Origin of the sequence: Streptococcus sp. DD04 (assembly GCF_001578725.1) — a bacterium.
GTDB classification, from domain to species: domain Bacteria; phylum Bacillota; class Bacilli; order Lactobacillales; family Streptococcaceae; genus Streptococcus; species Streptococcus sinensis.
The window spans coordinates 111,686-133,435 of the sequence record NZ_KQ968979.1 but is presented as its reverse complement, the minus strand read 5'-3'; the positions used below and the strand labels follow the sequence as shown (position 1 = coordinate 133,435).

24 protein-coding genes are annotated in these 21,750 nt (G+C 42.5%); 21 read left to right on the top strand and 3 right to left on the bottom strand.

Translation table 11 applies throughout. From position 1 onward, the window contains the following. Window positions 1-161: 161 nt before the first annotated feature. The 6 genes from purR to gap all read left to right on the top strand — a co-directional run bounded on the left by purR (window position 162) and on the right by gap (window position 6,704). The gene (gene purR, locus STRDD04_RS07575) at window positions 162-983 is read left to right on the top strand and encodes a pur operon repressor (protein WP_062201400.1); all 822 of its coding nucleotides are present in this window, start codon (window positions 162-164) and stop codon (window positions 981-983) included. Window positions 984-992: 9 nt separating this feature from the next. Next, complete coding sequence (locus STRDD04_RS07570; RefSeq protein WP_062201138.1) at window positions 993-1,589, top strand: prolipoprotein diacylglyceryl transferase; 597 nt, start codon at window positions 993-995, stop codon at window positions 1,587-1,589. 388 nt (window positions 1,590-1,977) lie between these two features. Further along, window positions 1,978-2,391 (top strand): 30S ribosomal protein S12, encoded by a 414-nt coding sequence (rpsL, locus tag STRDD04_RS07565; RefSeq protein WP_005591658.1) that lies wholly within the window; start codon window positions 1,978-1,980, stop codon window positions 2,389-2,391. A gap of 19 nt (window positions 2,392-2,410) precedes the next feature. Continuing rightward, the gene (gene rpsG / locus STRDD04_RS07560; RefSeq protein WP_005591659.1) at window positions 2,411-2,881 is read left to right on the top strand and encodes a 30S ribosomal protein S7; all 471 of its coding nucleotides are present in this window, start codon (window positions 2,411-2,413) and stop codon (window positions 2,879-2,881) included. Window positions 2,882-3,123: 242 nt separating this feature from the next. Next, window positions 3,124-5,205: an elongation factor G gene (gene fusA / locus STRDD04_RS07555; RefSeq protein ID WP_062201135.1), complete on the top strand. Its 2,082-nt coding sequence runs from the start codon at window positions 3,124-3,126 to the stop codon at window positions 5,203-5,205. A gap of 488 nt (window positions 5,206-5,693) precedes the next feature. Beyond that, window positions 5,694-6,704 carry a type I glyceraldehyde-3-phosphate dehydrogenase gene (gene gap / locus STRDD04_RS07550; RefSeq protein ID WP_045505322.1) on the top strand — a complete coding sequence of 337 codons (1,011 nt, stop codon included), beginning with the start codon at window positions 5,694-5,696 and terminating at the stop codon, window positions 6,702-6,704. A gap of 495 nt (window positions 6,705-7,199) precedes the next feature. On the opposite strand, the gene STRDD04_RS07540 is transcribed toward gap, so the two are convergent. Beyond that, entirely contained in the window at window positions 7,200-7,901 is a 702-nt protein-coding gene (locus tag STRDD04_RS07540) for a hypothetical protein (RefSeq protein WP_062201132.1), read from the bottom strand. 144 nt (window positions 7,902-8,045) lie between these two features. Here STRDD04_RS07540 and STRDD04_RS07535 point away from each other — a divergent pair, with 144 nt between their 5' ends. The 9 genes from STRDD04_RS07535 (at window position 8,046) to STRDD04_RS07495 (ending at window position 15,259) form a co-directional block, all read left to right on the top strand. Further along, a complete protein-coding gene (locus STRDD04_RS07535; RefSeq protein ID WP_062201130.1) occupies window positions 8,046-9,245 on the top strand; it encodes a phosphoglycerate kinase in 1,200 nt (399 codons plus the stop codon). A 433-nt stretch (window positions 9,246-9,678) separates the two neighbouring features. Next, complete coding sequence (locus STRDD04_RS07530; protein WP_062201127.1) at window positions 9,679-10,344, top strand: COG3942 and LysM peptidoglycan-binding domain-containing protein; 666 nt, start codon at window positions 9,679-9,681, stop codon at window positions 10,342-10,344. Between the two features lie 272 nt (window positions 10,345-10,616). Further along, on the top strand, window positions 10,617-11,141 hold the full coding sequence (locus STRDD04_RS07525) for an FUSC family protein (protein ID WP_037614804.1): 525 nt from the start codon (window positions 10,617-10,619) through the stop codon (window positions 11,139-11,141). A 78-nt stretch (window positions 11,142-11,219) separates the two neighbouring features. Further along, entirely contained in the window at window positions 11,220-11,585 is a 366-nt protein-coding gene (locus STRDD04_RS07520; protein ID WP_037614803.1) for a MerR family transcriptional regulator, read from the top strand. Between the two features lie 34 nt (window positions 11,586-11,619). Beyond that, window positions 11,620-12,966 carry a type I glutamate--ammonia ligase gene (gene glnA, locus STRDD04_RS07515; RefSeq protein WP_062201124.1) on the top strand — a complete coding sequence of 449 codons (1,347 nt, stop codon included), beginning with the start codon at window positions 11,620-11,622 and terminating at the stop codon, window positions 12,964-12,966. Between the two features lie 54 nt (window positions 12,967-13,020). Beyond that, window positions 13,021-13,440: a GNAT family N-acetyltransferase gene (locus STRDD04_RS07510; protein WP_062201122.1), complete on the top strand. Its 420-nt coding sequence runs from the start codon at window positions 13,021-13,023 to the stop codon at window positions 13,438-13,440. Between the two features lie 89 nt (window positions 13,441-13,529). Continuing rightward, window positions 13,530-13,949: a VOC family protein gene (locus tag STRDD04_RS07505; RefSeq protein WP_062201119.1), complete on the top strand. Its 420-nt coding sequence runs from the start codon at window positions 13,530-13,532 to the stop codon at window positions 13,947-13,949. Beyond that, window positions 13,942-14,529 carry a TetR/AcrR family transcriptional regulator gene (locus STRDD04_RS07500; protein ID WP_062201116.1) on the top strand — a complete coding sequence of 196 codons (588 nt, stop codon included), beginning with the start codon at window positions 13,942-13,944 and terminating at the stop codon, window positions 14,527-14,529. The genes STRDD04_RS07505 and STRDD04_RS07500 overlap by 8 nt, the downstream gene beginning before the upstream one ends. Next, window positions 14,513-15,259 carry a DNA alkylation repair protein gene (locus STRDD04_RS07495; protein ID WP_062201114.1) on the top strand — a complete coding sequence of 249 codons (747 nt, stop codon included), beginning with the start codon at window positions 14,513-14,515 and terminating at the stop codon, window positions 15,257-15,259. Before STRDD04_RS07500 ends, STRDD04_RS07495 begins: the two co-directional genes overlap by 17 nt. 27 nt (window positions 15,260-15,286) lie before the next feature. Here STRDD04_RS07495 and rnjA read toward each other — a convergent pair whose 3' ends face one another. Next, on the bottom strand, window positions 15,287-16,969 hold the full coding sequence (gene rnjA, locus STRDD04_RS07490; RefSeq protein ID WP_062201112.1) for a ribonuclease J1: 1,683 nt from the start codon (window positions 16,967-16,969) through the stop codon (window positions 15,287-15,289). A gap of 3 nt (window positions 16,970-16,972) precedes the next feature. Next, entirely contained in the window at window positions 16,973-17,203 is a 231-nt protein-coding gene (locus STRDD04_RS07485; protein WP_062201107.1) for a DNA-dependent RNA polymerase subunit epsilon, read from the bottom strand. A gap of 311 nt (window positions 17,204-17,514) precedes the next feature. On the opposite strand from STRDD04_RS07485, the gene tsaB reads away from it, so the two are divergent. The 6 genes from tsaB to STRDD04_RS07455 all read left to right on the top strand — a co-directional run bounded on the left by tsaB (window position 17,515) and on the right by STRDD04_RS07455 (window position 21,747). Then, window positions 17,515-18,201, top strand: coding sequence for a tRNA (adenosine(37)-N6)-threonylcarbamoyltransferase complex dimerization subunit type 1 TsaB (tsaB, locus tag STRDD04_RS07480; RefSeq protein ID WP_062201104.1), 687 nt, complete (start codon window positions 17,515-17,517; stop codon window positions 18,199-18,201). Then, the gene (gene rimI, locus STRDD04_RS07475) at window positions 18,198-18,650 is read left to right on the top strand and encodes a ribosomal protein S18-alanine N-acetyltransferase (RefSeq protein WP_062201100.1); all 453 of its coding nucleotides are present in this window, start codon (window positions 18,198-18,200) and stop codon (window positions 18,648-18,650) included. Before tsaB ends, rimI begins: the two co-directional genes overlap by 4 nt. Next, window positions 18,640-19,665: a tRNA (adenosine(37)-N6)-threonylcarbamoyltransferase complex transferase subunit TsaD gene (tsaD, locus tag STRDD04_RS07470; RefSeq protein ID WP_062201097.1), complete on the top strand. Its 1,026-nt coding sequence runs from the start codon at window positions 18,640-18,642 to the stop codon at window positions 19,663-19,665. The genes rimI and tsaD overlap by 11 nt, the downstream gene beginning before the upstream one ends. Then, a complete protein-coding gene (locus STRDD04_RS07465; protein WP_062201094.1) occupies window positions 19,662-20,357 on the top strand; it encodes an AzlC family ABC transporter permease in 696 nt (231 codons plus the stop codon). Before tsaD ends, STRDD04_RS07465 begins: the two co-directional genes overlap by 4 nt. After that, entirely contained in the window at window positions 20,347-20,670 is a 324-nt protein-coding gene (locus STRDD04_RS07460; protein WP_062201092.1) for an AzlD domain-containing protein, read from the top strand. The genes STRDD04_RS07465 and STRDD04_RS07460 overlap by 11 nt, the downstream gene beginning before the upstream one ends. Before the next feature lie 336 nt (window positions 20,671-21,006). After that, window positions 21,007-21,747 carry a MerR family transcriptional regulator gene (locus STRDD04_RS07455; RefSeq protein ID WP_062201089.1) on the top strand — a complete coding sequence of 247 codons (741 nt, stop codon included), beginning with the start codon at window positions 21,007-21,009 and terminating at the stop codon, window positions 21,745-21,747. The last annotated feature ends 3 nt before the right edge of the window (window positions 21,748-21,750 follow it).

The following is a 21,750-nucleotide window of genomic DNA, read 5'->3' as shown; positions in this document are numbered from 1 at the left end:
TATAATGAAAAAAATAAAATAAATACTCTTAGAAAATCTCTTCAAACTTTATTATCTTCAACAGTCTGAGTAGTTGGTTTATGCTGGAAATGCCTGGAGATCCTTTAGGCTTTCTCATATCAGTTTGTGGAGGATTTTTATTAAGTCAAATTGGTGAAAAAATGAAATTAAGAAGAAGTGAGCGGATGGTGGTTATTTCCAATTATTTGATTAACCACCCTTATGAATTAACAAGTTTAAACACATTTGCAGAAAAATATGAGTCTGCTAAGTCCTCCATCTCAGAAGATATTGTAATCATCAAGCGCGCCTTTGAGGAAATTGAAATTGGAACGATTGAAACCATTACGGGAGCTGGTGGAGGTGTTATCTTTACCCCTTCAATCTCAGAGAAAGATGCAAGAATTATTGTTCAAGATTTGTGTGCTCAATTATCTGAAAGTAATCGGATTCTTCCTGGTGGCTATATCTATTTGTCAGATTTGCTCAGTACGCCGTCTATCCTCAATAATATCGGTCGCATCATTGCCAAAGCCTTTAAAGGTCAAAAGATTGATGCTGTCATGACGGTTGCGACCAAGGGGGTTCCACTTGCCAATGCTGTCGCTAATGTCTTGAATGTTCCCTTTGTCATTGTGCGGCGCGACCTGAAAATCACTGAGGGTTCAACGGTCAGTGTCAACTATGTTTCTGGTTCTAGCGGGGATCGGATTGAAAAAATGTTCCTCTCAAAACGCAGTCTTAAGGCCGGAAGTCGGGTCCTCATCGTCGATGACTTCCTCAAGGGTGGCGGAACGATTAATGGGATGGTTAGCCTTTTGTCTGAGTTTGATTCAGAGTTGGCGGGTGTGGCTGTCTTTGCAGATAATGCCCAAACCACCCGTGATCATCTGGATTATAAATCGCTTCTGAAGGTAACCAATATTAATGTTAAATCGAATACGATTGATGTTGAAGTTGGCAATATATTTGATAAAAATTAGGAAAGCAAGATGAAAAATTTATTTGATAAATTGGAGCAGAGTTCAATCTTTGTGCGTTTAGGAATAGTATTGTTTTTAGTGGTTGTTTTAATTTCGGGTTTTATATTTGTCAAACCAACACAGAAAACCGGGCAATCTACTAAAATAGTTAGCTACAGCAGACGTTCAAGTTCTAGCAAAGCCGGATCCAGCAGTAACGCTTCATCAGACAGTACGGTGCAAGAGGCAGAGTCTGCCGTTAAAAAGCTAGAAGAGGAGCAGACTGCTGAGAATCTTTCTCGAGCTCAAGAAGCAGTTGACAAGGTAAAAGATGAGGCGGTTAAGGAGAAACTGCAAAGTAGAATTCAAGCGGTGAGAGATGCGATGTCTTCGAACCAAGCACCGACGGATTCTTCTGAACCTGTTTCAGAACAGCAGCAATCGGCTTCACCGGCGGCGCCAGTTTACCGGGCTCCTGCTGTCTCAACTGAGACGCCATCTCAGCCACAAGAAAATCCAAGTCCTGCTCCGTCTTCAAATCCAGAACCTACTCCAAGTCCATCTTCTGCCACACCGAATCCTTCCACAGATGCTGGCTCAGCCCCTCAGCCTTCAAGCGGAGAATAACAGGATTATAGAATGCTTTGAGGCACTGGCATTGTTTTGTGATAAAAGGACCTCTGTAAAATATTCTGATGGTTTGCATCATATTTCAGAAACTAAGAAACTCTCAACAGTGCTTTAAAAGCAACTTTTTGAGAGTTTTTTCATTTTTTGTCATCAAGGGGAGAAAGCTATATTTACCAAGAGACTAAAAAGCTGAATCGGAGTAAAAAATAAACAAAAGGTATTGACTAAGCAATGCTTCTATGTTACAATAATGAACGGTACTTTTTACTTTTGGTCTCTCAAAAGTGTACAGAGACGTGCTGACAAATGTTGCAAAAGTACACGCAGATGGTAGCTGTCACCAAGTGTATCATCACCAAAATTAAAAAAATACAGGAGAATGTAGATGCCTACAATTAACCAATTGGTTCGCAAACCGCGTAAATCAAAAGTAGAAAAATCTAAATCACCAGCTTTGAACGTTGGTTACAACAGCCACAAAAAAGTTCAAACAAACGTATCTTCACCACAAAAACGTGGTGTTGCAACTCGTGTTGGAACTATGACACCTAAGAAGCCTAACTCAGCCCTTCGTAAATTTGCCCGTGTACGTTTGAGCAACTTGATCGAAGTTACAGCTTACATCCCAGGTATCGGACACAACCTGCAAGAGCACAGCGTGGTGCTTCTTCGTGGTGGACGTGTAAAAGACCTTCCAGGGGTACGTTACCATATCGTTCGTGGTGCACTTGATACAGCAGGTGTTACTGACCGTAAGCAAGGCCGTTCTAAATACGGTACTAAGCGTCCAAAAGCATAAGGAAAGGGGAGAAAGATAAATGAGTCGTAAAAACCGTGCGCCTAAGCGCGAAGTATTGCCAGATCCGCTTTACAATTCACAATTAGTTACTCGTCTTATCAACCGCGTTATGCTTGATGGTAAGCGTGGTACAGCAGCTTCTATCGTTTACGGAGCTTTTGAGCAAATCAAAGAAGCTACTGGAAATGATGCACTTGAAGTATTTGAAACAGCGATGGAAAACATCATGCCTGTTCTTGAAGTACGTGCTCGCCGTGTCGGTGGTTCAAACTACCAAGTACCGGTTGAAGTTCGTCCAGAACGCCGTACTACACTTGGCCTTCGTTGGTTGGTAACAATTTCACGTGGTCGTGGTGAACACACTATGCAAGATCGTCTTGCAAAAGAAATCATGGATGCTGCTAACAACACTGGTGCAGCAGTTAAGAAACGTGAAGACACTCACCGTATGGCAGAAGCTAACCGTGCCTTCGCACACTTCCGTTGGTAAGAATAAGATACTAAGGGCGTTAAAAAAGCGACTGAAAATTAGGAAGCTTGACGCAGAATCAAAGATTCTAGGAAAGCTTATCTATTTTCCGAGCTTTTAGCCCGAGTTCAATTCAACTTATCTACAAGTTGAAACCAACAAAAACAAGATAAATATTAAGAACGGGTAGGTCCTGCCTATCCGTTTTTTCTAAATAATGTTATAATAAATTGTAAAATAAATTAATAGGAGAAAACAACCTCATGGCACGCGAATTTTCACTTGAAAAAACACGTAATATCGGTATCATGGCCCACGTCGATGCTGGTAAAACAACTACAACTGAGCGTATCCTTTACTATACTGGTAAAATCCATAAACTCGGCGAAACTCACGAAGGTGCGTCACAAATGGACTGGATGGAGCAAGAGCAAGAGCGTGGTATCACGATCACATCTGCTGCGACAACTGCTCAATGGGATAACCACCGCGTAAATATTATCGACACCCCAGGACACGTGGACTTCACCATCGAAGTACAACGTTCACTTCGTGTATTGGACGGTGCAGTAACTGTTCTTGACTCACAATCAGGTGTTGAGCCTCAAACTGAAACAGTTTGGCGTCAAGCAACTGAATACGGAGTTCCACGTATCGTATTTGCTAACAAGATGGATAAAGTCGGTGCGGACTTCCTTTACTCAGTAAGCACTCTGCATGATCGTCTTCAAGCAAACGCTCATCCAATCCAATTGCCAATTGGTTCAGAAGATGACTTCCGCGGAATTATCGACTTGATCAAGATGAAGGCTGAAATCTATACTAACGACCTTGGTACAGATATTTTGGAAGAAGATATCCCAGCTGAATACCTTGAGCAAGCGCAAGAATACCGTGAAAAATTGGTAGAAGCAGTTGCTGAAACTGATGAAGAATTGATGATGAAATACCTTGAAGGTGAAGAAATCACTAACGAAGAATTGAAGGCTGGTATCCGTAAAGCGACTATCAACGTTGAATTCTTCCCAGTATTGTGTGGTTCTGCCTTCAAGAACAAGGGTGTTCAATTGATGCTTGATGCAGTTATTGATTACTTGCCAAGCCCACTTGACATCCCAGCAATCAAAGGTATCAACCCAGACACTGAAGAAGAAGAAACTCGTCCTGCATCTGATGAAGAGCCATTTGCAGCTCTTGCCTTCAAGATTATGACTGACCCATTCGTAGGTCGTTTGACGTTCTTCCGTGTTTACTCAGGTGTTTTGAACAGTGGTTCATACGTATTGAACACTTCTAAAGGCAAACGTGAGCGTATTGGTCGTATCCTGCAAATGCACGCAAATAGCCGTCAAGAAATCGAAACAGTATACGCTGGTGATATCGCTGCTGCCGTAGGTTTGAAAGATACAACTACTGGTGACTCATTGACAGATGAAAAAGCTAAGATTATCCTTGAGTCTATCAACGTTCCAGAACCAGTTATCCAATTGATGGTTGAGCCTAAGTCTAAGGCTGACCAAGACAAGATGGGTGTTGCTCTGCAAAAACTGGCTGAAGAAGATCCAACTTTCCGCGTTGAAACAAACGTTGAAACTGGTGAAACAGTTATCTCTGGTATGGGTGAGCTTCACTTGGATGTCCTTGTTGACCGTATGCGTCGTGAGTTCAAGGTTGAAGCAAACGTAGGTGCTCCTCAAGTATCTTATCGTGAAACTTTCCGTGCTTCTACTCAAGCTCGTGGATTCTTCAAACGCCAATCTGGTGGTAAAGGTCAATTCGGTGATGTTTGGATTGAATTTACACCAAACGAAGAAGGAAAAGGCTTCGAGTTTGAAAATGCTATCGTCGGTGGTGTGGTTCCACGTGAATTCATCCCTGCGGTAGAAAAAGGTTTGGTTGAGTCAATGGCAAATGGTGTCCTTGCTGGCTACCCAATCGTTGACGTGAAAGCTAAACTTTACGATGGTTCATACCACGATGTCGACTCATCTGAAACAGCCTTCAAGGTTGCGGCTTCACTTGCATTGAAAGAAGCTGCTAAGACTGCACAACCAGCTATCCTTGAGCCAATGATGTTGGTAACAATCACTGTTCCTGAAGAAAATCTTGGTGACGTTATGGGTCACGTAACAGCTCGTCGTGGACGTGTTGACGGCATGGAAGCGCATGGTAACAGCCAAATCGTTCGTGCCTATGTGCCACTTGCTGAAATGTTCGGTTATGCAACAGTTCTTCGTTCAGCATCACAAGGACGCGGTACCTTCATGATGGTATTTGACCACTACGAAGATGTACCTAAGTCAGTACAAGAAGAAATCATCAAGAAAAACAAAGGTGAAGCTTAATTAGCTTACCCCTCGCACTAAAAGCTCTTCTTTCCTTTCATAGGAAGAGGAGCTTTTTATGCTTTTAACCAAACTAAAAATTGTTCAGTTTTAACAGAAAAATATGAAAAGGGTACAAATTCATAGGATATTACTGGATTCACAGGCGATAGTCTGCAACTTTTCATTGTAAATCCAGAATGGTCGAAAAAGCAAAAATCTATCTAAGTATAATATTTTCAATAAGCAGATATTTATTGGGGCTATTGGGACAAATTTAGAAGCTACACTCAAGTGTTCGTTGTGGTAAAGTGGTAGAGAAATCTTTTGTTTTCTGAAAAGGATTGGAAACTTCTGAAATAAATGATGTCCTTTGTTAATCCTAATGAAATCAGTTGCAATTTCATTCGATAAGTTATATAATAGATATGTTGAAAGGTGATTTGTAGCAACTCAAGTTACTCTTTTCACATAAAAATTTTTTGATTTTCATAAGGAGGAAATCACGAATGGTAGTTAAAGTTGGTATTAACGGTTTCGGTCGTATCGGTCGTCTTGCTTTCCGTCGTATCCAAAACGTAGAAGGTGTTGAAGTTACTCGCATCAACGACCTGACAGATCCAGTAATGCTTGCACACCTGTTGAAATACGACACAACTCAAGGTCGTTTCGACGGAACTGTGGAAGTTAAAGAAGGTGGATTCGAAGTTAACGGTAAATTCGTTAAAGTTTCTGCTGAACGTGACCCAGAAAACATTGACTGGGCTAACGACGGTGTAGAAATCGTTCTTGAAGCAACTGGTTTCTTTGCTACTAAAGCAGCTGCTGAAAAACACTTGCATGCTGGTGGTGCTAAGAAAGTTGTTATCACTGCTCCTGGTGGATCAGATGTTAAAACAGTCGTATTTAACACTAACCACGATATTCTTGATGGTACTGAAACAGTTATCTCAGGTGCTTCATGTACTACAAACTGCTTGGCTCCAATGGCTAAAGCTCTTCAAGATAACTTCGGTGTTGTTGAAGGATTGATGACTACTATCCACGCTTACACTGGTGACCAAATGATCCTTGACGGTCCACACCGTAAAGGTGACCTTCGTCGTGCACGCGCTGGTGCTGCTAACATCGTTCCTAACTCAACTGGTGCTGCTAAAGCAATCGGTTTGGTTATCCCTGAATTGAACGGTAAATTGGACGGAGCTGCACAACGCGTTCCTACTCCAACTGGATCAGTAACTGAATTGGTAGTTGTTCTTGAAAAGAACGTTACTGTTGATGAAGTAAATGCAGCTATGAAAGCTGTTGCTAACGAATCATACGGTTACACTGAAGATCCAATCGTTTCTTCAGACGTTGTAGGTATGTCTTACGGATCATTGTTTGACGCAACTCAAACTAAAGTTCTTGACGTTGACGGTAAACAATTGGTTAAAGTTGTTTCATGGTATGACAATGAAATGTCTTACACTGCACAACTTGTACGTACTCTTGAATACTTTGCGAAAATCGCTAAATAATTCAAGTGTATGAAAAAAGAGATCCGCTGTGGATCTCTTTTTCAGTTTTGAGACAAGTATATTTGAGCCGCTGGAATGGATAGTTATTGGGAATCAAGTCGATATGCTATAGACAATGACGAGTACTAATGCGGCTTCATTGGCAACTAGGATAGAAATGAGAATTGGATAGCTTTTGCCCAGCATTAGATTGGACAAGGAAAATAGGATTTTATTTTGCTTTATCTGCTCTATGCGACTTTTTCGAATCCACTTTTACAAATAGCCAAGGGGACTGGGAAAGTTTGCGTGTACAACTTTGAGATTGTCTCTTAAAGTGGACATTGGAATACAAAATTGGGTGGAAATTCAACAAAAAAATTTTAGAAAAATTTTTCAAAGCCTGAAATGTTACCATGATAGAGTTGGAAACAGTAATTCTGGGTTGAAAAACAGCAGTTTTGAAGAAAATTATTTTGGGAAAAGAGCTTGGGGGAATTAGATTTTTGCTTAGTATTAAAATGCATTCCATAGAAGGCAAAAGATGAGAATACAACTCCATGCATTTCCGGATTTTCTTTGAATGACAAGCATGCCGTAAATGAGAATGAATACGGCGACGGCTTCAAATAGAGAAGTTGGATCTAAGCCAATCATTCCATGTATGAGCAGGCAGATTAGAGCGCAAATGAGAGCACCAAGATCGATTCCCTTCGTTTGGTGTGGATAGCGGAGATTGATTTTCTGAGCAATTATAACATAATTAAAGCCTTCCCAGAATCCCCAGATAAGAGCAATGAGCAAGTAACCCAAGATGTTTGTCGGAAAAGAACTGGCAAGAATTTCTTTCGTTAAGGAGATTGATTGAAATGGGAGGTAGGTGTGAACTTGTCCTGTAATGATGAGGAAAAGAAGCAAGGGAATACAGGTAACTGCAGTCTGAATGAGAGATGAGAGGAAATGCTGAGCAAGCAATCCATACTCCTTCCAGCTTTCTTTGCGACGAATCATTACCACGCTTGTGCCTAATCCTGCTACACAAAATTGGCAGGCTGCGAGGACAAGAAGGCGGAGCCAGATGTAGACCGATAATTGACGAGTAAAGTCTAATAGTTGCTCTCGGAAAAAGAGATAACTGATAAGGGGAAGGATTGTCAAGATAGCGATGCTATTTAAATCTTGGTCGGCTTTCTTTTGAAGGGGAGATAGTTCTGTCATCAAGGGGTCCTCCTTTATTATCCTTATTGTATCTTCTGAATGATGCTGTGTCAAGAAGAGGGCAAAAGCGTTTAATTTTGCTATCGCTTTTACAGCTTTTGTGATATAATTATCATGTATTAAAAATAGAAGGAGTCATATCCAATGGCAAAATTGACTGTTAAAGATGTTGACTTGAAAGGGAAGAAAGTTCTCGTTCGTGTTGACTTCAACGTTCCTGTAAAAGACGGTGTAATCACTAACGATAACCGTATTACTGCTGCTCTTCCAACAATCAAGTATATCCTTGAACAAGGCGGACGTGCGATCCTCTTCTCTCACCTTGGACGTGTAAAAGAAGAAGCAGACAAAGCTGGTAAATCACTTGCTCCTGTAGCTGCTGACTTGGCTGCTAAATTAGGCCAAGATGTTGCTTTCCTTCCAGGTGTCACTCGTGGTACTGAATTGGAAGCGGCAATCAATGCTCTTGAAGATGGACAAGTTCTCTTGGTTGAAAACACTCGTTATGAAGATGTTGACGGCAAGAAAGAATCTAAAAATGATCCTGAACTTGGTAAATACTGGGCATCACTTGGAGATGGTATCTTTGTAAACGATGCATTCGGTACAGCTCACCGTGCACACGCATCTAACGTTGGTATCTCAGCAAACGTTGAAAAAGCGGTTGCTGGTTTCCTTCTTGAAAACGAAATTGCTTACATCCAAGAAGCGGTTGAAGCTCCAGAACGTCCATTCGTAGCGATTCTTGGTGGTTCAAAAGTTTCAGACAAGATCGGTGTTATCGAAAACTTGCTTGAAAAGGCTGATAAAGTCCTTATCGGTGGTGGTATGACTTACACATTCTACAAAGCACAAGGTATCGAAATCGGTAACTCACTTGTAGAAGAAGATAAATTGGACATTGCAAAAGCTCTTCTTGAAAAAGCAAACGGTAAATTGATCTTGCCAGTTGACTCTAAAGAAGCAAATGCTTTTGCGGACTACACTGAAGTGAAAGACACTGAAGGCGAAGCAGTAGATCCAGGTTTCCTTGGTTTAGATATCGGTCCTAAATCTATCGCTAAATTTGATGAAGCTTTGACTGGTGCGAAGACTGTTGTATGGAATGGACCTATGGGTGTCTTTGAAAACCCTGACTTCCAAGCTGGTACAATCGGTGTGATGGACGCTATCGTGAAACAACCAGGCGTGAAATCAATCATCGGTGGTGGTGATTCAGCTGCTGCAGCTATCAACCTTGGCCGTGCAGATAAGTTCTCATGGATCTCTACTGGTGGTGGAGCGTCAATGGAACTCCTTGAAGGTAAAGTATTACCAGGTCTTGCAGCATTGACAGAGAAATAATATTTGTAACGGAAAGAGTTGGGAAACCAACTCTTTTCTAGTGCCTTGTTTGCTCTAGTTGCAATTTAGGACATCCTATCAGATAAAAGGTTTACTTTCTGTATCCTCAACTTCTGATAGTTTGCTGAAATATTGGAATTATCCGCATCGGCTCAGGACAGTTTTTTTGTAAAATGATTGTTTTATAAAAAAGCTTAACGCAGTACTTAGAGATACTCCAATAGGATTTTTTGTAGTATGGGGAGTAGATTGATTGACCATTGTGCTTTGTTCAGTTCTTGTTATCTTCGGTTTTTAACTAAAAATCCTCCTAAAAAACGCTGTAGTAAAAGTAGCAATTATTTGTAACATGACTAAAATATAAGCCTAAAATACCTGACATGTAAATAAGATATAATTTTTCTATTATCAATTTATGCGGAGAAACATAGTTATGAAAAAAGTATTTGCGAAAGCAACTCTTGGTTTGACTTCCACAGCTTTTTTGGCGACAATTGGGACTCAAGCTGTTAGTGCAGATTCTTATGTTGTTCAACAGGGGGACTCTTTTTTTGCCATCGCCAGCGCTACTGGGATGAATCCTTATGACCTTGCTGCCAATAATGGAAAATCAATTTTTGATAGGATTAACCCAGGGGATGTGCTAGAAGTGAGCGGTACCACTCAGGTTCAGGCTTACAATCCTTACAGCAGTTCGGTTTATGAAGCGACAAGCAATGCTGATTTGGTATCTGATGTAGAAGATGTTGTCTTGAATACTCCGACTGATTATGGTAATTCCTATCCAATTGGCCAGTGTACTTGGGGAGTGAAAGAAATGGCTCCTTGGGCGAGCAACTGGTGGGGGAATGCCAACACTTGGGCTTTCAATGCTAGTGCCCAAGGCTACGCAACAGGAAATGTTCCAGTAGCAGGTGCTATTGCAGTTTGGGATAGTGGTGAATACGGACATGTTGCTTATGTGACAGATGTTCAAAGTGACGGCTCTGTTCAAGTCTTGGAAGCTAACTATAATCGCCAAAAGCAGATTGACAACTATCGTGGTTACTTTAACCCCAATGAATTTATGGGCGGCGTCACCTACATTTATCCAAACTAAAGATTGTGAAAACAAGGCTGAGACATTTTTTGTCTCAGCCTCCTTTTGTTATAACAGAGAGCTCTTGACGTGCTAACTAATTGTTTTTTGTTCGTCTTTTAGATTCAAAAAGCTCTTTTGACAAAAATTTTGATTTTTTCAGCCATCAGTTCAACAGTCTGCCAGACTGTCGAACTGGCTTTTTGTTATGAGAGAAACTTCCAAGCAGAAAGAGTTTTTTTAGGCTAAAATATGTTAAAATAAGGGTAGCAGACTTTTAAAAAGGAAATCGGATGGGTTACTTTAACAAATATAAACTGGATAAATCACAGTTTCGAATTGGTATGCGAACCTTCAAAACAGGAATCGCAGTGTTCATTATTTTGTTAATTTTTGGTTTGTTTGGTTGGAAGGGGCTTCAGATTGGGGCCTTGACAGCTGTTTTTAGCTTGCGGGAAGATTTTGATAAAAGTGTTCATTTTGGCACGTCTCGTATTTTGGGAAATAGTATCGGTGGTTTTTATGCGTTGATTTTTTTCTTAATCAATAGTTTCTTTCACAATCAATTTTTGGTGACCTTACTGATTGTCCCTATTTGTACCATGCTGACCATTATGACCAATGTCGCAATGAATAATAAGGCCGGAGTAATTGGCGGGGTTTCTGCTATGCTCATTATCACCTTATCAATCCCTGCGGGTGAGACAATTTTATATGTATTTGCCAGAATCTTTGAAACGTTTATGGGAGTATTTGTTGCGATAATTGTGAATACGGATATTGACCGTATTCGGATCTGGTTCAACGAAAAAAAATAAAATCCGTGTAAGAAAATCTTACATTAGTTCTTGACATAAAAAATATTTGGGATATAATAGTGCATAGAGGAGAAAATGATGAAGGAAAAAGAGTTTCGCCGAAATATGGCAGTCTTTCCTATCGGTAGTGTTATGAAACTGACGGATTTAACAGCTCGTCAGATTCGTTATTATGAGGATCAAAATTTGATTACTCCGATTCGGAATGAAGGGAATCGTCGCATGTATTCCCTTAATGATATGGATCGGCTTTTGGAAATTAAAGATTATATTTCAGAAGGTTGTAATATCGCTGCTATCAAGAAGAAATATGCTGAACGAGAAGCTAAGTTGAATAAAACCATTAGCGAAGATGATGTTCGTCGGGCTCTCCATAATGATATTCTTCAGCAAGGGCGCTTTGGCGCTTCGCTTCCAACCTTTGGTCACATGCGTCGACCATAAATTATTTTGTTTTTTATTTACAAGGAGAAATCTCATGTCAATCACTGCAGCTGATATTCGTCGTGAAGTTAAAGAAAAAAATGTAACATTTATTCGTTTGATGTTTTCAGATATTTTGGGAACAATGAAAAATGTTGAAATTCCTGCAACCGACGAACAGCTTAATAAAGTTTTGTCCAACAAAGCAATGTTTGATGGCTCTTCAATTGAGGGTTTTGTTCGTATTAATGAGTCAGATATGTATCTTTATCCAGACTTAGATACTTGGACAGTCTTTCCTTGGGGAGATGAAAATGGCAGCGTGGCAGGTTTAATCTGTGATGTTTATACAACAGAACTCAAGCCCTTCCAAGGAGATCCGCGCAGTAACTTAAGACGTGCGCTAAAGCATATGGAAGCACTAGGATTTAAATCTTTTAATTTGGGTCCTGAGCCAGAATTCTTCCTGTTTAAATTGGATGAAAATGGCGATCCAACGCTGGAAGTGAATGACAAAGGCGGTTACTTTGATTTGGCACCGACAGACTTGGCTGACAATACTCGTCGGGAAATCGTAAATGTTTTGACCAAGATGGGCTTTGAGGTAGAAGCTAGCCACCACGAAGTGGCAGTCGGCCAGCACGAGATTGACTTTAAATATGATGAAGTTCTACGGGCTTGTGACAAGATTCAGATTTTCAAACTGGTTGTTAAGACCATTGCCCGCAAGCACGGGCTTTACGCGACATTTATGGCTAAGCCGAAATTTGGTATCGCCGGTTCTGGTATGCACTGTAATATGTCCCTTTTTGATCAAGATGGCAACAATGCTTTCTTTGACCCAGAGGATCCAAAAGGTATGCAGTTGTCGGAGACAGCCTACCATTTCCTGGGTGGCTTGATTAAGCATGCTTACAACTATACAGCTATCATGAACCCGACAGTTAACTCTTATAAGCGTTTGGTTCCAGGTTATGAAGCGCCTGTGTATATCGCTTGGGCTGGTCGCAATCGCTCGCCTTTAGTTCGGGTGCCAGCATCACGTGGCTTGGGAACTCGCTTGGAATTACGCTCGGTGGATCCGATGGCCAATCCTTATATCGCTATGGCTGTTCTGCTAGAAGTAGGTCTGCACGGTATTGAAAATAAGATTGAAGCACCTGCACCGATTGAAGAAAATATCTATATCATGACTCCAGAGGAGCGTAAAGAGGCAGGCATTACTGATCTTCCGTCTACTCTTCATAATGCTGTTAAGGCTTTAACAGAGGATGAGGTTGTCAAAGCAGCCTTGGGCAATCATATTTATACCAGCTTTGTTGAAGCTAAACGGATTGAATGGGCTAGCTATGCAACCTTTGTTTCCCAGTGGGAAGTCGATAACTATTTAGATTTATACTAATCTTAGGGCAGGAGGATTTGAATATCCCCTGCTTTTTCGTAGAGGGGGAGAACGATGACAGATTTTCATGATTTTATCAAGCGGGTTTTCTATGAGCAATATGAGGCTTCTTTTGGACCAGCTATGCTTGAAAAACTTGAGCCTCAGGATTATTATTTAAGGCGGGAGGAAGATGGCCAGTTAATTGCCTTGCTCCATGCCCAACAGGTGTTGGAAAATATTCATATCAAGGCTTTGGTGGTGGATAAAGAACATCAGAAAAAAGGTTTGGGAGCCAGTCTGCTGGCAGAATTAGAAGAAAAGGCTGTAGAAGCTGGAGTAACTAGCATTACCTTGTCCACTAAATCTTATCAGGCTAGGGATTTTTACATCAAGCAAGGCTATGAAATCTACGCCAGTCTAGAAGATGTACCGAAGAAGGGTGTTGTCAAGTATCATTTTATCAAGCGATTAAACGAAGCCAGTCTCAAATAGATGGAAGCCAATTTGGCTTCTGTTTTTCAATATTTATTTACATACATTCAGTATGTATGTTAAAATTAAACTTAAGAAAAGGAGAACAAATGATTACCAGTTTATATCCCGTTTTAATGAGCGAAGATGTCCATCAAGCAGCACAATTTTTCATTGAGCATTTCCAATTTCAGGAAACCTTCCGTTCAGATTGGTATATTAGTTTAAAGAATATTGAGAGTGGTTTTGAGCTTGCTTTTATTGATAGTAAGCATGGGACAGTGCCACAAGCCTACCAGTCTAAGGCGAGTGGGCTAATCATCAATATCGAAGTTGACAATGTGGATTGTTTTTATGAAGAATTGCGTCAGCAAGAAGAAATGGAGATCCTTCTTCCTATTAAAAGTGAAGATTTTGGTCAGCGCCATTTCATTGTGGAAGCGCCGGGTTCTGTTTTGGTTGATGTCATTCAAGTCATTCCGCCTAGCGCTGAGTTTGCGGAAAATTATTTGGAGAGTGAAGATGAATAAAAAACAGCAGGCTTCTCTAGAGACAAGCAAGAAAATATTAGCTATCGCCCGGAAACATTTTTCTTTAAAGGGTTATGCAGAAACTTCCTTGGAAGAAATTGTAGATGAATTGGGAATGACAAGAGGCGCACTTTATCATCATTTCGGGAATAAGAAAACTTTATTTACCGCCGTACTGGCACAAATTCAGTCCGAACTGGGGTCTTATGTAGAAAAAAGCGCCATGGAAGCACACGATTCTTGGGAGCAGTTGGTAGAAGGCTGTGTTGCTTTTGTTCGTTTTGCGACCTTGACAGAAAATAAACGTATTCTCCTGCTTGATGGTCCCAATGTCGTTGAGTGGAAAGAGTGGCGTCGTCAGGACGAGGCTAACTCTTTCTTTCATTTGAGAGAACAATTAGACATTTTATCTAAAGAAGGAAGACTTATCTCTATTGATTTGGATATGGCAGCTCATATGATTTCAGGCGCCTTGAACGAGTTGTCTCTTTTTCTGGCTGAGAAAGAGGAAGAAGCAGAAGTCAGAGGAGCAGTGAGAAGTCTGTTAAGGGGATTTAGAAATTATGGCGAAAAAGGTTAAAGATTATTATGATTTGGTTTATGCGGAGGATTTGAGCCGTTGCTTGCAAGAAGTCACAGATAAATTTGACGCTCAGCATTTTATGTCTCTAGTTGAAAGCGACTTAGAGGCTTTGGAATTTACTCAGCGTCAAGAGCTGCTGGCAAAGAGTATCAAAGCATGCTTGCCGTTTTCTTATGCGGATTCTCTGAAGGTTTTTGAGCAGATACTTGGTCCGGAGTTAGAGGGCGGCTTGGGTATGTTCTCAGAAGGGTACTGGTTGTGGCCGATTGGCAAATACGTAGAACTTTACGGAAGTCAAGAATTTGAGCTGAGTGCAGCCTTCAGCAAGGAATTAACCAAGCGATTTACTGGAGAATTTTCCATGCGGCCCTTGCTGGCTAATTATCCTAGAGCTACGATGGATTTACTGCTAGAGTGGAGCCGAGATGAGAATATGCGCGTCCGCAGATTAGCCAGCGAGTGTATGCGGATTCGTCTGCCCTGGGCTAAGAAGCAGACTGTGGTTTTAGATTATTTTGATGAATTTACCGCTATTTTGACAAATCTAAAGGATGATAGGGATAAATCAATCCAAAAAAGCGTCGCTAATAACCTGAATGATTTATATAAAGAAGATCCTGAAAAATTCGAGAGGGTGATTGGGACTTGGCAAGAGGAAAAACTTAGTCTGAGTTGCGCTTGGATTATCAAGCATGCTTCGCGAACAAAAAATAAGGCAGAAAAATAAGCTTTGCTGATCTAGCAAAGCTTGTTTTTAGTTATCTTCGTCTGGTGTAAGCACCATCGGAATAATAATAGGTTCGCGCTCGGTACTTTCGTAGAGGAAAGGACGCAAGGCGTTGACGATAGCGCCGCTGACAGATTGGACGCTGGCATCTTTATTCTTGAGGGCAATGCGAATGGCATTGAAGAGGATGCGCTGGCTTTGGCGAATGAGGTCACCTGATTCGCGCATGTATATAAAGCCACGGCTGAGAATATCTGGACCGGCTAAAATCATCTTGGACTCAAAGTCAACCGTCGCAACAGCCAGGACAACGCCGTCCTCTGACAGGTCTTTCCGGTCGCGCAGGACTGCAGCTCCGATTTCACCAATGCGGTTCCCATCGACATAGATATCCTGAGCGTTGAAGCTGCCGGCAATACGGGCTGAGTCAGCTGTCAGAGCCAGTACATCACCATTACTCATGATGAAGATATTGTCTTTTGGTACTCCAGTATCAACGGCTAGGCCTGCATGGACTTTCTGCATACGGTATTCACCATGGACTGGCATGAAATATTTAGGTTTGATCAAGCGGAGCATGAGTTTCTGCTCTTGCTGGCCACCGTGTCCAGAGGTGTGGATATTGTTAATCTTGCCGTGAATGACTTCTACACCAGCTTCGGAAATGATATTAATCAGCTTGTTCACGCTGGTCGTATTACCAGGGATAGGACTGGATGAGAAGATGACTGTATCTCCAGGCTGCAGCTGAACCTGGCGGTGGGTGCCATTGGCAATCCGAGACAGTGCCGCCATGGGCTCACCCTGACTTCCTGTACACATAATCAGCACTTCGCCAGCTGGATAATCCTTGAGTTCATTTGGCTCGATAAAGGTATCTTTGGGAACCTTGATATAGCCCAGCTCAATCCCGTTTACAATGGCCTTTTCCATGGAGCGGCCAAAGACTGCAATCTTACGTCCAGTCTTGACAGCTGCATCTGCTGCCTGCTGGAGCCGGAAGATGTTTGAAGCAAAAGAGGCGAAAATAATCCGTCCGTGGATGCCTTCAATAATCTTCATAATAGACTGTCCGACCACTTTTTCGGAATTGGTAAAGGTCGGAACTTCAGCATTGGTCGAGTCAGATAGGAGGCAGAGCACGCCTTCTTCGCCCAGAGCAGCCATGCGGTGCAAGTCTGCCGGCTCACCGACTGGTGTAAAGTCAAACTTGAAGTCACCTGTACAGACAATCTTACCCTGCGGCGTATGGATGACAATTCCCAAGGGTTCTGGAATAGAGTGGGTTGTCCGGAAGAAAGTAGCTTTCAGATGCTTGAACTGCAGTTCTGTGTTTTGATTGATTTCATAGAGCTTGGCATCACGTAAAAGTCCATGCTCTTCTAGCTTGCCCCGAATGAGGGCCAGCGCCAAAGGGCCAGCATAGATAGGAACATTGGCTTGCTTGAGCAGGAAAGGGATACCGCCGATATGGTCCTCATGCCCGTGGGTGATGAGGACAGCTTTTACACGGTCAATATTGTCTACGATATAAGAGTAGTCGGGAATGACATAGTCAATTCCTAGCAGGTCGTCTTCTGGGAACTTGATACCGGCATCCACGATGATAATTTCATTTTGGTATTCAATCCCGTAGGTGTTTTTACCGATTTCGCCTAGACCACCGATGGCGAAAACACCAACTTCTTCTTTCTTTAAGTTATATGCCATAGGTTATAACTCCGTCAATTCGAAGGCGCCTGACTCTTTTTCGTACTCCAAATGTTTGTCAGACAAGAGCTCGATAAATTCGATATTGTATGGAGTCTTTTCTTCGACCAATTTGCGGGCTTTGATGCGGCCTTCCAATTCATTAGCTGCTTCGACATCTAAATAAAGGGCACGTGTCTTTTCACGGCGTGGGCTACGATCTTTTGTTTCCTGATAAAAAACTTTGTAAATCATTATATTTCCTTCCATTTTCATGATCAAGCTACAGAAAACGACAGCTGGTCAGCTGCTTTGTTTTATTCAATTTTCTGGGTAGTAGATTGACCTTGATTCGTTATAATTCTAACCAATTATAACATAAAATAACGTATTAGTAAAAGGCAGAATTGAGAAAACAGAGGGAGAAGCGTTTTGCATTGCGAGGACAATTTCATTTTAGGAGAAGTCGCTCTTAGCTAAATAAATCTTTGAAAGGTTTCTCTATCCGCGATTAGGCTTTTTGTAGTATAATAGTAGGCAGACATTCGAGTAAGGAATAACTTAGTATGAAAATTTTAGCATTTGATACATCAAATAGGGCTTTGTCGCTGGCTGTTTTAGAGGATACGGAACTCTTGGGGCAGGTGACGCTCAATATCAAGAAAAATCATAGCATTACCCTTATGCCGGCTATTGATTTTCTGATGAATAGTCTGGATTTGAAACCGACCGATTTGGATCGGATCGCGGTGGCGCAGGGGCCGGGCAGCTACACAGGTCTGAGAATTGCGGTGGCGATAGCCAAGACTCTGGCGCATACCCTCAAGATTGAGCTAGTTGGAGTATCTAGTCTGTTGGCTCTGGTTCCAGGGCAGGTGGAGGGCTTGGTCATTCCCATCATGGATGCCCGCCGCAATAATGTCTATGCTGGTTTTTACCAGTCTGGTCAGGCTGTGCGACCGGAAGCTCATTTGCCTTTGACAGAGGTTTTGGAAATAGCTGGCGCTGCTAACCAGCCAGTCACTTTTGTCGGAGAAACGGCAGCTTTTGTGGAGCAGATCAAAGCTGCTCTTCCTCAGGCTGCTATTCAGCCGACCTTGCCAGATGCGGCAGCTATTGGTCGTCTCGGTTTAGAACTGCCAGCCCAGTCTATTCATGACTTTGTCCCTAATTATCTCAAGCGGGTAGAAGCCGAGGAAAATTGGCTCAAGACCCATCAGGAATCCAGCGATTCTTACATTCAGCGCCTATGATTGAGATGAGAAAATGGAGCGACAGCTCGGATGTGGATATGGCAGTTTTGGCAAAAGAGCTGGAACTGCTCTTACTTGCGGTCTATGAAGGCAGTCCTTGGACTGTGGGTCAAGTGGAAGAGGTCCTGCTCTCGAATGTGAATAGCTGTGCGCTAGCAGAAGATGAAAGTCAGCTTGTCGGTTTTTTAGTCTGGCAGGAGACAGACTTTGAAGCAGAAATCCTGCAGATTGCTGTATTGCCTAGTTATCAGGGGCAGAAAATCGCAACAGGCTTGTTTGACTTTTTGCCAGCAGATAAAGAAATTTTTCTCGAAGTGAGGGAGTCGAACAGGCCAGCTCTGCTATTTTACAAAAAAGAAAAATTTGAAGAAATCGCGCGGCGGAAGGCCTACTATCATGCGCCGGTGGAAGATGCGATTGTTATGAAAAGAGAGAACCATGAAAGATAGATATATTTTAGCTTTTGAGACGTCTTGTGACGAGACCAGTGTGGCGGTTCTGAAGAATGAGACTGAGCTTTTGAGCAATGTCATTGCCAGCCAGATTGAGAGCCACAAGCGTTTTGGCGGAGTGGTACCGGAAGTGGCCAGCCGTCACCATGTGGAGGTCATTACGGTTTGCATTGAGGAGGCCTTGGCAGAAGCAGGGATTAGCGAGGAGCAGGTCACAGCAGTGGCCGTTACCTATGGCCCTGGCTTGGTTGGGGCTCTTTTGGTCGGTTTGGCGGCAGCCAAGTCCTTTGCCTGGGCTCATGGGATTCCCTTGATTCCAGTCAATCATATGGCTGGGCACCTGATGGCAGCCCAGAGCGTGGAGCCCTTGGAATTTCCCTTGCTGGCTCTTTTGGTCAGTGGCGGCCATACTGAGCTGGTCTATGTCAGTCAGGCTGGTGATTATAAGATTGTTGGGGAGACCCGCGATGATGCGGTCGGTGAAGCCTATGATAAGGTCGGTCGCGTTATGGGGCTGACCTATCCAGCAGGCCGAGAGATTGACCAGCTGGCTCATCAAGGACAGGATATCTACGATTTTCCGCGGGCCATGATTAAGGAAGACAATCTGGAATTTTCTTTTTCCGGTCTCAAGTCGGCTTTTATCAATCTGCACCACAATGCCCAGCAAAAGGGAGAAGCCTTGTCTAACCAAGACCTGTCAGCAAGCTTTCAGGCAGCGGTCATGGATATTCTCATGGCTAAGACTAAGAAAGCGCTGGAAAAATATCCAGTCAAGACTCTGGTCGTGGCGGGCGGTGTTGCGGCTAATCAAGGTCTAAGGGAACACTTGGCAGCTGAGATTCAGGATGTTAAGGTGAACATTCCGCCTCTGCGCCTTTGCGGTGACAATGCTGGTATGATTGCCTATGCCAGTGTCAGTGAGTGGAACAAGGGAAATTTTGCCAGTCTAGACCTGAATGCTAAGCCAAGTCTGGCCTTTGAAACGATGGAAGAAGAGAAGGATTTATGAGAGGACAGACTTTTAAACAAGGGGTTCAGGCAGCGGTGCCAACGGCTTTGGGCTATATTGGAATCGGTCTGGCCTGCGGTATCATGGCAGCGCCTTATATGAATCCGTTTGAGATGGCTCTAATGAGCATTCTGATTTATGCAGGCAGTGCCCAGTTTGCTATGATTGGTCTATTTGCCCAGCAGGCGCCGGTTTTGGCCATTGCTCTAACGGTCTTTCTCATTAATATCCGCCATCTCTTGCTTTGTCTGCATGCATCAGCTTTTTTTCGTAAATCTAGTCTGGCGCAGAATATGATTATTGGTTCTTTCTTGACGGATGAGTCCTACGGTGTCCTGATGGGAGAGCAGGTACATACAGGGGAAATTTCTGCTTACTGGATGATGGGCAATAATTTCATGAGTTATACTTTTTGGGCCTTGGGAACTATTTTAGGGGCAGCCTTAGGCGGGCTCCTGCCCAATCCTGAACGATTCGGCTTGGATTTTGCCTTGGTGGCTATGTTTGTTGGTATTTTCTCTTCTCAGTTTGCCATTATGTTGCGTCGGATTAAGATGAACAAGCTTTTTCTGGTTTTGAGCGTGGTGGGTATCACCTATCTGCTTTTGACCATGGTGGTTCAAAATTCATTGGCGGTGCTCTTTGCTACTTTGTTGGGTTGTACGGTGGGGGTGATCTTGGATGATAAGTAAGTATATTTTGCTGGCTATTCTTTTTTCGGCCGTCGTCACTTGGATTCCGCGAGTCTTGCCTTTTATTTTGGTTAAATACAAGGGGCTTCCGCCCATGGTGGAGCGTTTCCTTAAATACTTGCCTGTATCCATTATTTTTGCTTTGATCTTATCTAGCATTACCAATGCTCAGCCAGGACACTTTCCTAGTTTCAGATGGCTGGATTTGTTAGTTGTTTTTCCGACAACCTATGTATCCTTTAGATACAAAAATCTGATTGCAACTGTTATTTTTGGCGTTGTATTGGCAGCACTCTCACGTCTCATTTTTTAATCAATGCACCTTCTTGGAGGAGGTGTCTTTGTTTTTGTAGAAGTTATCTGGAAATATCAGAAATTCTGCTACAATAGGGGAAAAGCTTTCGATGGGGTGGATGATGCCCTAGGCGGCACTCTGAAAATCTGCTTCAATGCACTCAAAAATTGAAACTACGCCTAAGTTATGAAAATGTTCCCAAAAAATCAAGAAAAACTAAGCTTTATCACCATGGTTTTCGTAAATAAATTCTAGTCGCTTGGGAAAATCTAAAGTAGTTTTAAAATTTTTATAAAAAAAGCTTGACTCTGACCTTTGGTCAGGGCTTATACTATAAGGGCAAGGAGGTCTATCATGTATCATATCAAAGAAGCTGCGCAGCTTTCGGGTGTCTCTGCCAAAACCCTGTACCATTACGACAAAATTGGGCTTTTGGTGCCCGCAAAATCAGAAAATGGCTATCGGACATACAGCCAAGCTGATTTGGAGCGGTTACAGGTCATCCTTTACTATAAGTATCTGGGCTTTTCTTTGGAGAAAATAGCAGAGCTGCTGAGCCAGGATGATCAGGACTTATTGCCGCATCTGCTGAGGCAGTTGGAGTATTTGCAGCAGGAAAGAGACCGCTTGGATACCTTGATTTCCACCTTGCAAAAAACCATCCAAGAAGAAAAAGGAGAAAGAAAGATGACAATGAAAGAAAAATTCGCAGGCTTTACCTACGAAGACAATCAAAAATACCACCAAGAAGCTGTAGAAGAATACGGTCAAGAAGTCATGTCGGAGGCACTGGCTCGTCAAAATGGACGGGAAGAAGAATCTGCCGCAGCCTTCAATCAAGTTTTTCAAAGTCTGGCAGAGAATATGCAGCAAGGCTTGCCAGTTGAGGCAGCAGAAAATCAAGAGCAGGCAGCCCAGCTCTTGCAAGCTATTCGTACTTACGGCTTTGACTGCTCTATTGAAGTCTTCGGTCATATCGGTAAAGGCTACGTCTATAACCCAGAGTTTAAGGAAAACATTGACAAATTCGGTCTAGGCACTGCCCAGTATACAGCAGATGTGATTGCTGCTTATGTGCGGACAAATGCAGAATAAATG

Excerpts from the sequence above, each read along its gene's own strand:
- purR (WP_062201400.1), top strand. The coding sequence starts at position 162 with ATGAAATTAAGAAGAAGTGAGCGGATGGTGGTTATTTCCAATTATTTG.
- gap (WP_045505322.1), top strand. The coding sequence starts at position 5,694 with ATGGTAGTTAAAGTTGGTATTAACGGTTTCGGTCGTATCGGTCGTCTT.
- STRDD04_RS07510 (WP_062201122.1), top strand. The coding sequence starts at position 13,021 with ATGACAGATTTTCATGATTTTATCAAGCGGGTTTTCTATGAGCAATAT.
- STRDD04_RS07500 (WP_062201116.1), top strand. The coding sequence starts at position 13,942 with ATGAATAAAAAACAGCAGGCTTCTCTAGAGACAAGCAAGAAAATATTA.
- rimI (WP_062201100.1), top strand. The coding sequence starts at position 18,198 with ATGATTGAGATGAGAAAATGGAGCGACAGCTCGGATGTGGATATGGCA.
- STRDD04_RS07460 (WP_062201092.1), top strand. The coding sequence starts at position 20,347 with ATGATAAGTAAGTATATTTTGCTGGCTATTCTTTTTTCGGCCGTCGTC.
- STRDD04_RS07520 (WP_037614803.1), top strand. The coding sequence starts at position 11,220 with ATGAAGGAAAAAGAGTTTCGCCGAAATATGGCAGTCTTTCCTATCGGT.
- rnjA (WP_062201112.1), bottom strand. The coding sequence starts at position 16,969 with ATGGCATATAACTTAAAGAAAGAAGAAGTTGGTGTTTTCGCCATCGGT.
- STRDD04_RS07525 (WP_037614804.1), top strand. The coding sequence starts at position 10,617 with ATGGGTTACTTTAACAAATATAAACTGGATAAATCACAGTTTCGAATT.
- fusA (WP_062201135.1), top strand. The coding sequence starts at position 3,124 with ATGGCACGCGAATTTTCACTTGAAAAAACACGTAATATCGGTATCATG.
- tsaD (WP_062201097.1), top strand. The coding sequence starts at position 18,640 with ATGAAAGATAGATATATTTTAGCTTTTGAGACGTCTTGTGACGAGACC.
- STRDD04_RS07535 (WP_062201130.1), top strand. The coding sequence starts at position 8,046 with ATGGCAAAATTGACTGTTAAAGATGTTGACTTGAAAGGGAAGAAAGTT.
- STRDD04_RS07530 (WP_062201127.1), top strand. The coding sequence starts at position 9,679 with ATGAAAAAAGTATTTGCGAAAGCAACTCTTGGTTTGACTTCCACAGCT.
- STRDD04_RS07455 (WP_062201089.1), top strand. The coding sequence starts at position 21,007 with ATGTATCATATCAAAGAAGCTGCGCAGCTTTCGGGTGTCTCTGCCAAA.
- rpsL (WP_005591658.1), top strand. The coding sequence starts at position 1,978 with ATGCCTACAATTAACCAATTGGTTCGCAAACCGCGTAAATCAAAAGTA.
- STRDD04_RS07570 (WP_062201138.1), top strand. The coding sequence starts at position 993 with ATGAAAAATTTATTTGATAAATTGGAGCAGAGTTCAATCTTTGTGCGT.
- glnA (WP_062201124.1), top strand. The coding sequence starts at position 11,620 with ATGTCAATCACTGCAGCTGATATTCGTCGTGAAGTTAAAGAAAAAAAT.
- STRDD04_RS07505 (WP_062201119.1), top strand. The coding sequence starts at position 13,530 with ATGATTACCAGTTTATATCCCGTTTTAATGAGCGAAGATGTCCATCAA.
- STRDD04_RS07495 (WP_062201114.1), top strand. The coding sequence starts at position 14,513 with ATGGCGAAAAAGGTTAAAGATTATTATGATTTGGTTTATGCGGAGGAT.
- STRDD04_RS07465 (WP_062201094.1), top strand. The coding sequence starts at position 19,662 with ATGAGAGGACAGACTTTTAAACAAGGGGTTCAGGCAGCGGTGCCAACG.
- rpsG (WP_005591659.1), top strand. The coding sequence starts at position 2,411 with ATGAGTCGTAAAAACCGTGCGCCTAAGCGCGAAGTATTGCCAGATCCG.
- STRDD04_RS07485 (WP_062201107.1), bottom strand. The coding sequence starts at position 17,203 with ATGATTTACAAAGTTTTTTATCAGGAAACAAAAGATCGTAGCCCACGC.
- tsaB (WP_062201104.1), top strand. The coding sequence starts at position 17,515 with ATGAAAATTTTAGCATTTGATACATCAAATAGGGCTTTGTCGCTGGCT.
- STRDD04_RS07540 (WP_062201132.1), bottom strand. The coding sequence starts at position 7,901 with ATGACAGAACTATCTCCCCTTCAAAAGAAAGCCGACCAAGATTTAAAT.